The sequence below is a fragment of the Micromonospora sp. NPDC005087 genome (assembly GCF_042872965.1).
Lineage (GTDB): Bacteria > Actinomycetota > Actinomycetes > Mycobacteriales > Micromonosporaceae > Micromonospora.
Map to the genome: position 1 here is coordinate 59175 of NZ_JBIALB010000015.1, position 13198 is coordinate 72372.

The following is a 13198-nucleotide window of genomic DNA, read 5'->3' on the forward strand; positions in this document are numbered from 1 at the left end:
CCAGGCAGGCGGGGCAAGGCGTGTGCGGGCTGGTCAGGGCTGTCGGGTGCGGCTGAGGCGCACCTCGTAGGTGTCGCCGGTGACGGTCAGCTGCAGCCATCGGTAGCCGCCGGCTTGGGCGGCGCGCAGGACGCCGATCAGCGGGGTGGGCTGTTCGGTGAGGTGCAGGTGTTCGGCGAAGTCATCCCCGCCGAGGTCCGCATCCCGTCGGTGACCGTCGAGGTCGGGGTTCCAGCCGTGGGCGTACACGACGAGGCTGGAGTCGGGCCGGTTCGGGTCCTCGAGGCGGGGCAGGCCGCTGGACATGAGGTAGACGCCGTGGTCGTGGACCCAGACGAGCGCGCCGGGACAGGTGAGGTCGTCCTCGTGCTCGGTCAAGGACGGGGCGTGGGCGGTGCTCGAGTCGGCGTGTTCGGCTAGTCGCAGCGTGTCGGAGAGGTCGAAGTGCAGGTGCAGTGCCATCGGTGTGCTCGTTTCTGGTCCTGGGCCGGTGGCCCTTGTGATGGGCGGGTAGCCGGACGCCGTGCGGCGGCGCTGTCGCTGGTGCGGTGAGTTCGCTGATGCGTAGGCCGGGCTGCTTATGCGCGTTAGCTGCGGGCCGCTGGCGCGAAACGCCTCGGCTTGGCTGACCGCCGGTGGGGCGGCGGACGGCGCAGGGCGTCCGAGGCGTGCTGGCTGTGGGGATGGATTTACGTGGTGGGGTCGCCGGTGGCGGACCCCTGATCGAGGGCGGCAGGTGGGATGCCGTGGCGTAGGGCGCGGTCGATGAGGTGGGCGAGGCGGTAGTGCGGGTCGGCGGTCAGGGCCCGGTCGAGGGCGACTGCGGCGAGCGCGCCGAGGCCGTCTCGCCAGGCGGTGAACGCGAGCAGGCTCGCCGGGGCGGCGGCCACGGACGGGTCGGCCCGGCGCGTGAGGTCGGTCCACAGCGCGAGGTGCCAGGGTTGGGTGTCGGTGGCTTGCCAGGCGATGTCGCGCACGGCGGTGTCAGTGAGCAGGACCGTCAGCCAGGCCACCTCGTCGTCGGCGGCGACGTCGTCGTGGCGGTAGCGGGGGAACGTCGCCTCGACCGCGGCGCGTCCGGCGCGGATGATCGCCGCCCGGCCGCCCGCGGCGTGCACGGCGGTGAGGCGTTGGCGTGCGCGGCGGGTGGCGGTGGTGATGGCGTCACGGGCGGGGCCGGTGATGGGGGCGACGCTGGCGACGAGGGCGGTCCGGTCGGGTAGGGCGACCTGCCCAGCGACGATGGCGTGCACGGCGGTGGCGGAGTTCGTGGGGTCGAACGGCAGCCCGTCGACGGGGCAGCAGTGGGGGTCGTGGCACTGGTAGGAGTGGTAGCGGCGGTCGGTGACGCGCAGCGTGTCGAGCAGGTCGATTCCGGCGGCCAGCAACCGGGGGCGCAGCGCGTCGAGCGCGGGGGTGACGGTGGGGGCGGGTCCGTAGCCGACGAGGATCGCGGCGGTGGCGGAAACGTTGCGCAGCATGGCGATTTGTTGCGGTGCGAAGGTGGCGAGCCATCCGGTTACCTGCGCGGGGTCGGGCAGGTCGGTGCGGCTGGCCACGGTGATCCTCTTGCTGGTCAGGCCCACGGTGACGATGCTGTTGGTGGGATGGAACCCGAGGAGGTAGGGCACGGCGGCGAGCAGGTCGGCCGGTGAGGCCAGGGACAGCTGGGATGGCCGGTCGTGATGGTGCACGGCGGTACAGCTCCTTCGGTGAGGGCGACAAGGTTCGGCCGGGGCCGCGCGGGCGAGCCGCGGACCCGGGCGGGCGTGGCGAGGGGCGGCGGGTGTCCGTTGCGGCTCCCGTCGCGCGGGCGGTGCGGGGCACCGGCGGTGCGGTGGTGGTCAGCCGGAGACGGCGGCCGGGACGCCGGTGATGCCGAGGCCGAGGCGGGCGCCGAGGGCGGGGCCCTGGTGGACGGCGGCGACGGCGTCAGGCAGGTGGCGTTGTTGCCAGCTGTGCAGGGCCGCGTCGAGGTCGGCGCCGTAGGAGCGGTGTTGGGTGAGGGCGGCGACCAGGCCGGCGGCCTGCTCGATGCCGTTGTTCGCGCCGCGGGCGGTGTGGGGGCGTACGGGGGCGAGGGCGTCGCCGAGCAGCAGCGCGTAGCCCTGCCCGAGGGGCCAGACCATGCGGGTGGGCGGGTTGATGTCCATCACCGGCAGGGCCATCCGCTCGGTGGTGGCGTGCACGGTGGCGGCGTGCTCGGCCGTCAGGAGCCGCGCGGCGTGCTGGTTGACGTGCGCGCGGGCGGCGGGGCTGACGTGCTTCGGCAGGGCGAACACCCGCCGCTCGGGCATCGCCCCGAAGCGTTGCGCGTACTCGGTGGCGCTGGCGTTGAGGTATAGCGTCCAGTCCAGGGCTCCCGGTATCGGAGCGACGTTGTACTGGCAGCCGGGGCCTGGCTCCAGGCGCAGGAAGTCCCGCAGTGGCGCGTGCGGTGCGGGGGCGTGGCCGCGGTGGGCGACGTAGCCGGCGTAGCGCAGCTGCCGGCCGGGGTCGAGAAGGCTCCGGCCGGTGGAGGTACGGCCGTCGGCGAACACCACCAGGTCGGCGGGTTCGGTGTGGCCGTCGGCGAAGCGCAGCGCCGGCTGCTGGCGCGCGGTGTCGAGTCCGGTGACCCGGTGCGAGGGGCGCAGCAGCCCGTCGGGGATCCGCGCGGTGAGCGCGTCGTGCAGCAGCGTCCAGGTGGTGTTGCGTCCGGGATAGACCCGCTGGGTCTCCCCGGTGTGCTGCCGGTGGCGCAGGGTGATCTGCCGGACGGTTTCCGAGTTGTGCGCGACGAACTCGCTCTGGTCGATGTCGAGCCTGTGTAGGGTGTCCAGGGCCAGGTGTTCCAGGCCGATCAGCCCGCCGCCGCGCGGCGCGGCCGTGGGGGCGGCTTCGTAGACGGCGACTCTGTCGAAGCCTGCCTGCAGGAGCAGCAGTGCCAGGGTGGGGCCGGTGAGGGAGCCGCCGATCACGGCGATTCTCGGCCGCCGGCCCCCGGCCGTGGTGTGCCGGTGGGCGGGTGTGGCGGTACGCCGAGCGCTGGTCGGGCGGGTGTGACGCTGAGGTGTCATCGGGTTCCCTTTCAGGTGGGGGGAACCCGGGCACGGCCGTGCGGCCGTGCCCGGGGGTGCGCGGGAAGCGCGCGGGTGGCCGGGCATCGGCCTGGTGCGGCGGTGCGAAGGTGGGATGGACGCGGGCTGGCCTGCTCAGGCGTCGTTCCGCCGGGGATCAGCGGTGCTGGCGTGGCAGGGCGCGGTCAGCCTGTGTGTGCTGCGGGGCGGGTGTCTGCGCCGCCGGGTTTAGGCGTTGTCGAGGGCGGTGACGGCGGCGTCGGCGATGGTGCCGACGGCGTGCACCGGGTCGTCGACGAGCAGCGTGGTGGTGTGGGTGAAGGTGTGTCCGGGCAGGTTGGCGGGGCGCAGCCACAGCACGGTGCAGCCGGTGTGGTGCAGGGTGCTGATGAGCCGTTGCGCTGCGTCGGCGTTGGGCAGGTCGCCGTCGGAGACGACGGCGAGCATCCGCAGTGTGGCGCGGTGGCGCAGGTGCAGCAGGGTGTCGGCGAGTTTCACCGCGTCGAGGAACGCGGTGGTGCCGCCGGCCGCTGTCATCTCGAGCACCTGCGTGGGGTGTCGGCGGGGTGCGACGAGCAGGGTGGCGGTGCTGCCGAACGAGATGGTGGTGGTGACCGCCTGGGTGGTGTGGGCGGCGTGGGCGAGGATCCACCCGGCGGAGGACATCGGCGCGGCGTAGGAGCGCATGGACCCGGAGGTGTCGACGAGGACGGCCAGGTGAAGGGTCGGCTTGTGCGGCGGTAGTGTGCTCCGCCGCTGCCAGGGGGTGGCGGTGGGCAGCGCCCCGGCGGCGATCTGCGCTTGGGCGGTGATCGCGTGGCGGGTGCGTAGCCGGCCTGGTGGCACCGCGGTGGGGCGGGTCGCCGGTTCCGGGTGCCGGATGCGGGCGTGGCGCAGCCGGGCGGCCAGGTGGCGGGCGGCGTCGCGTTCGGCGTCGCGTGGATCGCGGTGCGTCCACGCGGCGGGGGCGCGGTGGCGGGTTTCGAGGTGCGCGGCGGTGTATTCGGCGGGCGTGAGCCCGGCGGCGTGGGCGAGGTAGTCGGTGAGCGCCTGGGCGAGTTGGCCGGCGAAGACCCCGAGGTCGGCCGTCGGCGGTGTGGGCTGCTGGTGGGGGTCGATGCCGAGGACGCGGCACCACCGCCATGCGAGGTCGAGCATCTGTGCGGCGTCGGTGTCGTCGACGGTGTGGGCGTGGCGCCAGATGTCGCGCAACGCCAGGAGGCGGTTGCGGCCGAGGACGGCGGTGACGGCGGCGCGCACGCCCTTGAGGTCTTTGGCGGTGACGATGCGGGCGTCGACCCTGGCCAGGAGTAGGGCGGCCAGTTGTCCGGCGTGCCACGGGTCGTCGATAGGCGCGCCGTCGGGATTCAGCAGGTGGGTGACGGTGTGGCGCAGCCACCTGCGGTCGGCGCGCCGCCGGGAACGCTGGCGGTGCTCGGCGCGGGATTCCTCGAGGAGGTCGGCGACCGTGGCGACGACCGGCGGGGTGCCGGGCGGTGTCGTCCACAGGCTGTGGGTGGCGTGCGCGGCCTCGTGGACGAGCAGCCCGTAGGCGGTGGGCACGAGGCGTTTGTGGCCGGCGCGGGCCGGGTTGGTGATGTCGGGGGCGCCGATGTGGGTGGCGTCGACCTCGATGCGGCGGGCGTCGGGGTAGAAGCAGGCCGGTGCGCCGCCGCCTGCGCCGGGGGCGACGGTGACGCGCAGGTCGTGCCGGTCGGTCAAGGTGGGGATGTGCCGGGTCCAGGCGTCGCTCCACGGCTGCCAGTGCGGGTCGGCGGAAGTTGCGGTGGGGTGGCCGGTGCGCAGGTGGGTGCGGGGTAGGGCCATGGCGGGTCGTCCTTTCAGCGTTGCTTGCCGAGGGTCAGGGCGGTGATGTCGGTGCCGTACTGCTGTCGCAGTGCGGTGAGGACCTGCTCGCGGTCCTCGTGCGGGGCACGGCCGGCGAGGTTCGCCACCGCGGCGGGCAGGCCGAGGGTCTTGCGGACGCGGGCGAAGCCGAGCAGCTCGCGCAGTTGAGGCGCCCACGACACCCGCCCGGCGGCGAGGTCGTCGTTGAGGGTGATGGCGGCCTGCACGGCGGGTGCGGGGACGCCGAGGTGGCGGGCGAGGTCCCAGTCGGTGGTGACCTCGATGTGCACGTCGAACCGCGACGCGAGGGCTTCGGTGAGGATGGCGCCGTGCACGCCGGGGTTGTGCCCGGCGATGACGTAGAACCCGTCGACGGCTTCGACACGTTCGTTGCGGTAGCCGGGGATGGTGATCACCCGGCGGCCGTCCATCGCCGGGTAGAGCACGGCGAGGACCTTCGGCGCGATGAGGGTGGCGTCGTCGACCAGCAGCGCCCGCCCCTGCCGCATGGCGGTGACGAGAGGCCCGTACACGAACTCGAACCCGCCGTCCGGGAGGGGGATGAAGTTGCCGAGGAAGTCCTCCACGACGGTGTCGCCGGTGCCGGCGACGGTGAGCAGATCACCGAAGGCGGCCTCGACGAGGGCGGTCTTGCCGGTACCGGGCGGGCCGTAGAGCAGCACCGGGATCCGCTTGTCGCGCAGCCGCCGCAGCACGTCCACGTCCGTGCCGCCGGCGAGCTTGCGCGGGAAGTACAGGTCACCGTTCGGACGGGCCACGGGCTGCCGCCGGGTCGACCGTCCGCCGCCGACGCCAGGGGTCCGCCCCGTAGGAGGGGGCATTGTTCCGGCGGCGTCGATGCCCGCCTGGGTGATCTGGAAGCGATGCGGGCCGGTGTAGTGGATGGCATAGCCGGCGGCGGCCATCTTCTTCAACGCCTCGAATACCGCCCCGCTCGAGCGGGCGGCGATCGCGTTGGTGACCTGCCCGACCTTGAGCCACTGGTCGGGTTGGCTGGCGAGGTACGCGGCGACCTGCCGGTAGAGGTAGCCAGGTCGTCGCCCGCCACCCGGATCGGCGGGCTCGGCGCTGGTGGGCGGGGTTGCAGCGTCCATGCATGGTCTCCTGTCATCAGGGGGTGGGCCCGCGCACCCGTCTCCGGGTGCGCGGGCAGACGTGGTGCGGTGTCCGCGCGGCGGAGACGGCGGTGGCGGACGCGGCCCTGTGGCAGGGGCGGCCAGCGACCTCCGTGAGGTTCGTGAAGCAGGGGCTGCCGGTGGGCTGTCGCCGTCACCGCTGCGGTGGGCGACGACAAGGAACGCACCCGACCGCTGGTCGATCAAGTCGAGCCGGGTCGGGTCGCGGGGGTGCTTAGCGCCGGTGGAGGGTGACCTCGCCGCGAGGGCGGCGGCTGATGTGCACGGTCAGGCCGAACACGCTGCCGTCGGACAGTTCCAGCCACACACCCCGGTCGAGGGTCATCACTTGCGCGTCGCGGTAGACGCGGGCCGAGTCGATGGTGACCGGGGTGCCGTCGTCGTGGGTGAGCTGCGGCAGGTCGGCGTCGTCGCAGAGCTGGTCCAGATCAGCGGTGGTGAGTAGGTGCCGCACCACCGCTTGGAGGATCTCCTCGTGGGCGTACTGGCCGAACTCGTCGTCGCTGCCGTCATCGATCATGGTCGTGGTCCTTCCGCGGGGGGTTGTGGTTGCGGGACTGAGGTCAGGCCTCGGGCTGCGGCTGTCCGGGAGGGTTGGGAAGGTCGCCGGCGATGCGGTCGCAGTCGTAGGGGTGCACGGCGGTCCAGGTCCAGGCCTGGCCCATCACCGTGTACCGGCCGTCCGAGTCGGGGGTGATCCGCTCGACGGCGTCGGGGTCGCCGTGGACGCGGGTTTCGTCGGCGACGATGACGTCGTCGTCGATGCGCAGGCGGGCCAGGGACTCGTCGACCATCCGCTGCTGGCGTTCCCCGGTGATGTCGTCGGCGGCGAGGTGTTGGCGGTAGCGGTCGCGGGCGGCCTGCTGGTCGGCGACGATCGCCTCCGCCACCTGGCGGGTGCAGGTGAACACCGCCCACCCGTTCCACGTGTCGACGAGGGTGCCGGCGAAGCCGACCGGGATGCGCATGACCCCGCCGGCGTTGGGTGTCCACGCCCGGTCGCCGGCGAACACGCCCGGCCCGCCCAGGCGCACCCGGTCGGGGTGCAGGTGGCTGACGTCCCGGTCGTCCCCGGCCGGGTGCAGGACGATGCGGCACTGCCGGGCCGCTTCGGCCTCAGCGGCGTCGTCGAACCCGTCGCACCACGACCACCGCGTCTGGTCGCACTGGTGCGCGGTGAGCTGTTCCCATCCGGGGGCGTCGTGCGGGGCGTGCTCGGCGTACCGGTCTCGGTCCTCGGCCAGGACGTACCGGTCGGCCAGCACGAGCCCGTCGATGACCGCCGGGTCCCCGTCGTCGAGGCCGGTGAGGACCTGCCGGGCGGTCGCGGAGACCTCGCCGACGGCTCGGCCGCCGAGGACGTGCTGCGCCCACCACTGGGCCGCGTCGCGTCCGGCGGCGGCGCCGGCCGCTTGCAGCGCGTCGAGCATCCGCTGCCAGCCGCCATCGTTTGCCGTGGCGCGGCCCTGAGGGCTGTTTGTGACGGGCGGTGAGTGCATCCCGCCACTGGGCCGCCGCGTCACTGCTGCGGCCCGGCGCTGGTGCCGGCGGTGTCCAGGACTGCGTGGCATCGGGCGGCGACACTGTCGCGGACCGCGTGGGTGAACCCGTCCCGCACGGCGTCGATGACCAGCGCACGGGCGAAGTCGGGCAGGTCCGCCCAGGCGGGAGCGTCTGACGGCGCGTGGGCGTGGTAGCGGGCGGCGTCGTAGCCGGCGGTGTCGAAGCGCGGCAGGGCCTCAAGGGCTTTCTCGTCGCTGTCGTCGATGCCGGCCAGCGCCGTGCTGGCGGTCTGGGCTTGTTCGGCCGGGGTGCGTCCCTCGATGGCGTGCTGCTGCCACCAGCCGGCGGCCAGGCTGCCGTCGCGCTCACCGGCGGCCCGCAGCGACAGCAGCACCTGCGGGTCCACCGGCTCAGCTGGCGCCCGGCCCCCGTTGCCCGCCCCGCCGGTCGTCAGGCCGAGGCTGGTGTAGGGGTGTGCGGGTGTGGCGGGGTCGATCCAGTCGGCGGCGAGCAGGACACCCTCTCGGCGGTAGCGGGCCGGGACGGTCCGCTCGTTGGTGACCTCGCGCAGCCACCCGGCCAGCTCGGCGCGTAGTTTCCGGCCTGCGGTGGCGTAGCGGGAGCGGGCCTCGCGGGCCTGCCGGTTCGCCGCCTGCAGGTTGCGCCGGTCCACACCGGTGTGCAGGTCGATCAGCCACTGGTGCTCGGCGGTGCTGATCCAGCCGGAGCGGGAGTCGCTGAGCAGCTGCCGCAGCGCCTCGCCGTAGTAGTCGTCGCCGTACCGGTGCGTCTGGCCGCCGTGGATCATCTGGTTCTGGATGTCCTGCAGCCGGCGGCCCAACGCCAGCCAGTCCGTGCGGTCCCCGGGATGTTCCCCCGGCCGCGCCTTCGCGCTGCTGGCATCTGGTGAGTCGGTCATCACTGTTGTCCTTTCGTCGGTGTTCGGTGCGCAGGAATCGGGCGGCGCGGACGCCGCGGGACGGGTCAGCGGGTGGACGCCGCGAAGCCGGATCGGCCGGCGCGACCGTCTTGCGGCGCGGGCTGATGGGCGGCGACGTCGCCACGGCTGCGGATGCCGGCACGGCTGCGCGGCGGCCCGCGGGGTGGGCGTAGACGACCTCCCGTGTCCGCGCGCGGGTCGCAGCTGGCGCCTTGACGGCCGGTTGACGACGCGGAAGCGTTGGCCAGCGACGTCTGGCACAGACTCTCGTCGTGAACGAGTGCCGTGTTCGTGAGCCAGTGATCATCGGATCGAGTAATGGCTAGTTGACGATGCGGCGCACGACGGCGAGCTGGTTGGCCCACGCGGACAGGCGGCTGATCTTGACGACGTCGCCGCTGTGCGGGGCCTGCACGATCAGTCCTTGGCCGAGGTACATGCCGACGTGGCCGGGTCGGGCGGTGCTGCCGCGGCTGCCGGGTATGAACAGCAGGTCCCCCGGCCGGAGGTTCCGGTAGTCGGTTATGGCGGTCCCGGCGTGGACCTGTTCGCTGGTGGTGCGGGGGATGGTGATGCCGGCGGCCTGGTAGGCCTGCTGCATCAGCGACGAGCAGTCGCACTGATGCGCGGGGATGCCGGAGTGGGGTGCGGTGCAGTCCCCGCCGAAGGTGTAGGGGGAGCCGTGCTGGGCCAGGGCCCAGCCGATGGCGGTGACGACCGGCAGCGGGGTGCCCGGTGGGAGGGTGAACCCGGCCGGTAGGGGCACCTGGTCTGCGCCGGGTTGGCCGTCGCCGCCGTCGAGCAGGCACAGCGGGTTGCTCATCGCCTGTTCCAGATCGGCGGCGACGGGTCCGGCGGGGGTGCCGCCGGCCAGGACGCGGACCAGGGCGATTGCGTCGTCCTCCCATCTCGCGTAGGCGCCGGGGTAGGCGGAGCGCTGCACGGCTTGGGCGGCGTCGGTCAGGGCCATGGCCTGCCAGCCGTCGACGGCCAGCAGCGCGGTGTAGAACTTCCCGGCGGCGTAGCGGGGATCTGGCAGTTGGGCGGGTGTCCCCCAGCCTTGGGAGGGGCGTTGCTGGAACAGCCCGATCGAGTCGCGGTCCCCGCCGGGCAGGTTGCGCAGGGTGGATTCCTGCATGGCGGTGGCCAGGGCGATGACCCAGCCGCGCGGCGGAACCTTGAGTTCGGCGCCGACGGCGACGATCACGGCGGCGTTGGCCGTCTGTCCGCTGTCCCACCCTGGCGCCGCCACCCGGGGGTGGGGACAGGGTGAGGGTGGGCAGCAGCGGCTGCCCGCCGGGGCTGACCGCCTGGTAGCAGGCGGCGGAGGCGGTGCCGCCGCCGGTGAACAGGGCGCCGATACCGCCCGCGCACAGCACCAGCACGGCGATCGCCCCGACGGCGATCGCCGCGAGGGCGCGGGCGCTCACCGTGGCGCTCTCGCCGCCGGCCGCACGCCGCAGGGCTGCGATGGCCGGCGGTGAGCGGTGGCCGGGAGCAGGCAGCCGGTGAGCGGGTAGGTGGCCACGCTGTTCCCGTCGCCGGTGTGCACACCGATCGCGGCGGTGTCGGCCTCGACGAGGTAGATCCAGTCGGCGTCGAGGTGCCCGGCGTGGCACAGCGGGAACACGGTGACCGGCTCCGGCGGGTCCACCTCGGACGCAAGGGTCATGCCGACGCCCGGCATCGGGCGCTGCCCGGTGAACCCGGAGCCGGTGGTGGCAGTGGTGCCCGGGTCGAGGTACTCCCAGTCGTGGGCGAGGATCGCGGTGACCAGCGCCCCCGTGTCACGGTGGGCGTGGCTGGCCCAGATCGCGGCCAGGGTGGGCAGCACGACGCCCGGGTAGCCGTCGAAGAGCACGAATCGGGCGTGCACGAGGTGCGGATTGTCGGGGTCGGTGGCGCCGACGTAGCAGTGGGTGCTCACGGGACAGGGCTCCTTAGCGAGAGGCGATCAGCGGCGCGGGTGCGTGTGCGCGGGTGCGGGCTGGCGGCGGAACGCCCGCGCGGGGGGTGATCACGGGCGATCCGCGCGTGGCCGTGGGCCGCGGATGACGACGCGCCGTGGTGGCAGTGCCGTGGCTTCGGCGCTTGCTGCGCCTGTGCGGGGGTGAAGCTCGTGGTGTCGGCTGCCGCGGCCATTCCTCACGGCTGGTCGTGCGTGGGGTGGGGCGGCCAGGGGGCGGGCTTGGCGCGCCAGCCGAAGATCGGGTCGGTGGTCTCCACAGATCCGCAGCGAATGCAACGGATGTGGGTGTCCTCGCCGTACCCGGCCATGGACGGCACCTCGGCGGAGGTGATCCTGTCGACCGCGCCGCAGATCCGGCAGCGGATCGACGTGCTGTCGGGCCCGCACACGCCGAAGATCGGCTCGTCGGGATCGGCGTGTGGCGGCACCTGCGGTCCGCATGCCGCGTCTGCGTGGGTGCTCGTAAGGGTGTGACGGGCGGTGGCGGCCAGCAGCGCGGCCAGGCCGGGACCGGTGGCGGGGATGCCGCCCGGGTCGGGGGAATCGTCGACGAGCAGCAGCGGGTGGTCCTCGCCGCGCAGGCGGGTGAGCTGGTAGACGCGCCTGTCGATGTCGACGGCGTCGACGCGGTGGGCCTGGCGTGGCTGGCTGGCGACGGTGCGGATGTCGTCGTAGCAGGCGGCCCAGGCCAGCAGCCGCGCGTCCGGCGCGGTCGCGCGGATCAACCCGACGATGGTGGCAAGGGTGGCCTGATACGGCGTCGGCGCGTCTGGGTTGTCGAGGCCGGCGGCGAGGCGGTGCAGCAGCGCGGGCAGCCCGGCCGGGTCGGTGAGCAGGTCGTCGCGGTGCAGCGGGAACTCGAGGCTGCGCATCTCGCGCCTCCGCTTCGGCCCGGCGGCGTTCAGGGGCCGGTCGTGGATGATTAGCAGCGTCGCGGCCTGGCCCCAGCCCAGCCTCTCGGCGTCGGCGTCGGCGGCCATGAGGCACCCGGCGAGGGTGTGGACGGCGTTGGAGGACAACACAGGGGTCTCCTTCTCGGAAAAGGGGGAAGGACCCCGCAGCCGGCGGCTGTGGGGTCCTTCTGGTCGTGCGAGGGCTGGTGGGACGGGGTCAGCAGTGGTGGCGGTCGCGGCTGCGGCGCGGGGCGGGCGTGCTGTGGGGGCGGTAGTCGCACACGCCGCTGCCGGAGCGTTTGGCGTGGTACATGGCGGTGTCGGCTTCGGTGAGCAGCTGCCGGGGGCTGGCGTGTGGGTCGTGGGCGTGGGTGTAGCCGACCGAGGCGGTCACGCGGACGTCGCCGTTGATCACGCGGATCGGGGCGGCAGCGACGGCCTGCCACGCGGCGTGGGCCGCGGCTGCGCTGTCGTCCCGGTCGCCGGACACGAGCAGGACGAACTCGTCGCCGGAGAGCCGGGCCGCGATCTGGACGGGGGTGGGCAGGTTGGTCAGGAGCCGACCGATCTGGTCGAGCAGGACGTTGCCGGAATCGTGGCCGAGGGTGTCGTTGACGGTCTTGAACCGGTCGAGGTCGAGCAGCACCACCCCGACCGGCGCGTTGTCGGCGAGGGCGGCGCGCAGGCGGGTGAGGTACAGCCGCCGGTTGGGCAGGCCGGTGATCTCGTCGTGGGTGGCCTCGTAGCGGGCCACGTGCAGGGCTTGCTGCTGCCGCCAGAGCAGCGCTCCGGCGAGGGCGAGGCCGGCGAGGATCCCGCCGACGGCGATAGCGATCGTGTGCAGGATGGGAGACACTCGGGAACGCTCCTTGGGTTGAAGGAGCACCGGGGGTGGGCGTGAGGCGTCAACTTCGACGCCCATCCCCGGGCTACCTGACGGATGGGCTACTGGCCGCCGGTGGCGGGGGCGAGTTGGAAGGTGGCCGGGCGGTCCACGGTTTGCACGGCCTTGCCGGTCGCGACGAGCTTGATCGCGGCGTTGGCGACCGCCCCGGGGCTGGCCTTGGCCGCGCCGGTGCCGGCGTTCGCGGCGTCGATGAGCTTGCTCAGCTCACCGGTCTTGTAGGCCCGGTCGGGGTGGGCTTCCAGGAGGTCCAGGACCGCCCCGCGCAGCGACCCGCCGACCCGGCGCGCCGTGGCCGGGGGGCTGCCGTCCGGCGGTGCGTCCGCCGTCGCGGCGTCGGGTCGCCCATCCGCAGGCGTCGGCTTCCCTGGCGCGTCCTGGTCCTGGTCCTGGTCTGCGTCGGCGGCGGGGATGGAGGTGGCAACCGCTGGCGTGTCTACTTCGCTGTTCGGCTCGGTGGGCTCGGCTGGCTCGGGGGCGGCCGGTGCGTGCGGGTCGGGATGCGGCTGCGGGGATGGGCTGCCGCCGGCCGGTTGTGGGGTCTCGGCTGCGGCGGCGGGCGAGAACGTGTCGTCGGTCGTGCTCTGGTCCTCGGTGGCCGCAACGTCGGCGGTCGGCTCGGGCATCTCGGCCGCCGTGGGATGCGGGGTGCCGGTAGTGGCGGCGGTGGCGGTGGCGGTGCGGCCGGCGTCGGTGAGCCGCCACAGGCTGCGGCCGTCGCCGGTGCGGAATCGCTCGGCCTGCCCGGATCCTTCCCAGGCGCGCAGCTTCGGGGTGGTGGTGGAGTAGCCGAGTCCGGCGTGCTCGGCGACCGCGGCGGCGGTGGCCTCGCCGAGTTCCGCCAGCGCCCCGAGGACCTTGAACGCGCCGTGCGCGGGCACGGGTTCCTCGTGCGTGTCGGTCATGCTGGTGTCCTTCCGTCATA

General features: G+C 73.7%; 13 protein-coding genes. All 13 read right to left on the reverse strand.

All coding sequences use genetic code 11. The features are described 5' to 3' along the window. Positions 1 to 33 precede the first annotated feature (33 nt). Entirely contained in the window at positions 34 to 462 is a 429-nt protein-coding gene (locus ACFYPS_RS28115) for a DUF3085 domain-containing protein (protein WP_387328194.1), read from the reverse strand. Between the two features lie 227 nt (positions 463 to 689). Then, on the reverse strand, positions 690 to 1694 hold the full coding sequence (locus ACFYPS_RS28120) for a DUF4192 domain-containing protein (protein ID WP_387328196.1): 1005 nt from the start codon (positions 1692 to 1694) through the stop codon (positions 690 to 692). A 150-nt stretch (positions 1695 to 1844) separates the two neighbouring features. Next, complete coding sequence (locus tag ACFYPS_RS28125) at positions 1845 to 3059, reverse strand: monooxygenase (protein WP_387328199.1); 1215 nt, start codon at positions 3057 to 3059, stop codon at positions 1845 to 1847. A 228-nt stretch (positions 3060 to 3287) separates the two neighbouring features. Further along, positions 3288 to 4886, reverse strand: a complete 1599-nt coding sequence (locus ACFYPS_RS28130; RefSeq protein WP_387328201.1) for a VWA domain-containing protein — start codon at positions 4884 to 4886, stop codon at positions 3288 to 3290. Positions 4887 to 4900: 14 nt separating this feature from the next. Next, entirely contained in the window at positions 4901 to 6022 is a 1122-nt protein-coding gene (locus tag ACFYPS_RS28135; RefSeq protein ID WP_387328204.1) for an AAA family ATPase, read from the reverse strand. Positions 6023 to 6278: 256 nt separating this feature from the next. Continuing rightward, positions 6279 to 6584 (reverse strand): hypothetical protein, encoded by a 306-nt coding sequence (locus tag ACFYPS_RS28140; protein ID WP_387328207.1) that lies wholly within the window; start codon positions 6582 to 6584, stop codon positions 6279 to 6281. A gap of 43 nt (positions 6585 to 6627) precedes the next feature. After that, on the reverse strand, positions 6628 to 7494 hold the full coding sequence (locus ACFYPS_RS28145; RefSeq protein ID WP_387328210.1) for a DUF4314 domain-containing protein: 867 nt from the start codon (positions 7492 to 7494) through the stop codon (positions 6628 to 6630). Between the two features lie 89 nt (positions 7495 to 7583). Beyond that, positions 7584 to 8486, reverse strand: coding sequence for a hypothetical protein (locus ACFYPS_RS28150; protein ID WP_387328213.1), 903 nt, complete (start codon positions 8484 to 8486; stop codon positions 7584 to 7586). 343 nt (positions 8487 to 8829) lie between these two features. Next, on the reverse strand, positions 8830 to 9330 hold the full coding sequence (locus tag ACFYPS_RS28155; RefSeq protein WP_387328401.1) for a C40 family peptidase: 501 nt from the start codon (positions 9328 to 9330) through the stop codon (positions 8830 to 8832). Positions 9331 to 9933: 603 nt separating this feature from the next. Continuing rightward, positions 9934 to 10434: a hypothetical protein gene (locus tag ACFYPS_RS28160; protein WP_387328216.1), complete on the reverse strand. Its 501-nt coding sequence runs from the start codon at positions 10432 to 10434 to the stop codon at positions 9934 to 9936. A 218-nt stretch (positions 10435 to 10652) separates the two neighbouring features. Continuing rightward, complete coding sequence (locus ACFYPS_RS28165) at positions 10653 to 11498, reverse strand: hypothetical protein (protein WP_387328219.1); 846 nt, start codon at positions 11496 to 11498, stop codon at positions 10653 to 10655. Between the two features lie 88 nt (positions 11499 to 11586). After that, a complete protein-coding gene (locus tag ACFYPS_RS28170) occupies positions 11587 to 12225 on the reverse strand; it encodes a GGDEF domain-containing protein (RefSeq protein WP_387328221.1) in 639 nt (212 codons plus the stop codon). A gap of 89 nt (positions 12226 to 12314) precedes the next feature. Next, entirely contained in the window at positions 12315 to 13178 is an 864-nt protein-coding gene (locus ACFYPS_RS28175; protein WP_387328224.1) for a MarR family transcriptional regulator, read from the reverse strand. Positions 13179 to 13198 lie beyond the last annotated feature (20 nt).

What these genes read in the sequence shown, in the direction of transcription:
- ACFYPS_RS28150 (WP_387328213.1), bottom strand. Translation starts at nt 8,486, where the DNA reads ATGACCGACTCACCAGATGCCAGCAGCGCGAAGGCGCGGCCGGGGGAA.
- ACFYPS_RS28135 (WP_387328204.1), bottom strand. Translation starts at nt 6,022, where the DNA reads ATGGACGCTGCAACCCCGCCCACCAGCGCCGAGCCCGCCGATCCGGGT.
- ACFYPS_RS28125 (WP_387328199.1), bottom strand. Translation starts at nt 3,059, where the DNA reads ATGACACCTCAGCGTCACACCCGCCCGACCAGCGCTCGGCGTACCGCC.
- ACFYPS_RS28155 (WP_387328401.1), bottom strand. Translation starts at nt 9,330, where the DNA reads ATGAGCAACCCGCTGTGCCTGCTCGACGGCGGCGACGGCCAACCCGGC.
- ACFYPS_RS28140 (WP_387328207.1), bottom strand. Translation starts at nt 6,584, where the DNA reads ATGATCGATGACGGCAGCGACGACGAGTTCGGCCAGTACGCCCACGAG.
- ACFYPS_RS28175 (WP_387328224.1), bottom strand. Translation starts at nt 13,178, where the DNA reads ATGACCGACACGCACGAGGAACCCGTGCCCGCGCACGGCGCGTTCAAG.
- ACFYPS_RS28115 (WP_387328194.1), bottom strand. Translation starts at nt 462, where the DNA reads ATGGCACTGCACCTGCACTTCGACCTCTCCGACACGCTGCGACTAGCC.
- ACFYPS_RS28130 (WP_387328201.1), bottom strand. Translation starts at nt 4,886, where the DNA reads ATGGCCCTACCCCGCACCCACCTGCGCACCGGCCACCCCACCGCAACT.
- ACFYPS_RS28145 (WP_387328210.1), bottom strand. Translation starts at nt 7,494, where the DNA reads ATGCTCGACGCGCTGCAAGCGGCCGGCGCCGCCGCCGGACGCGACGCG.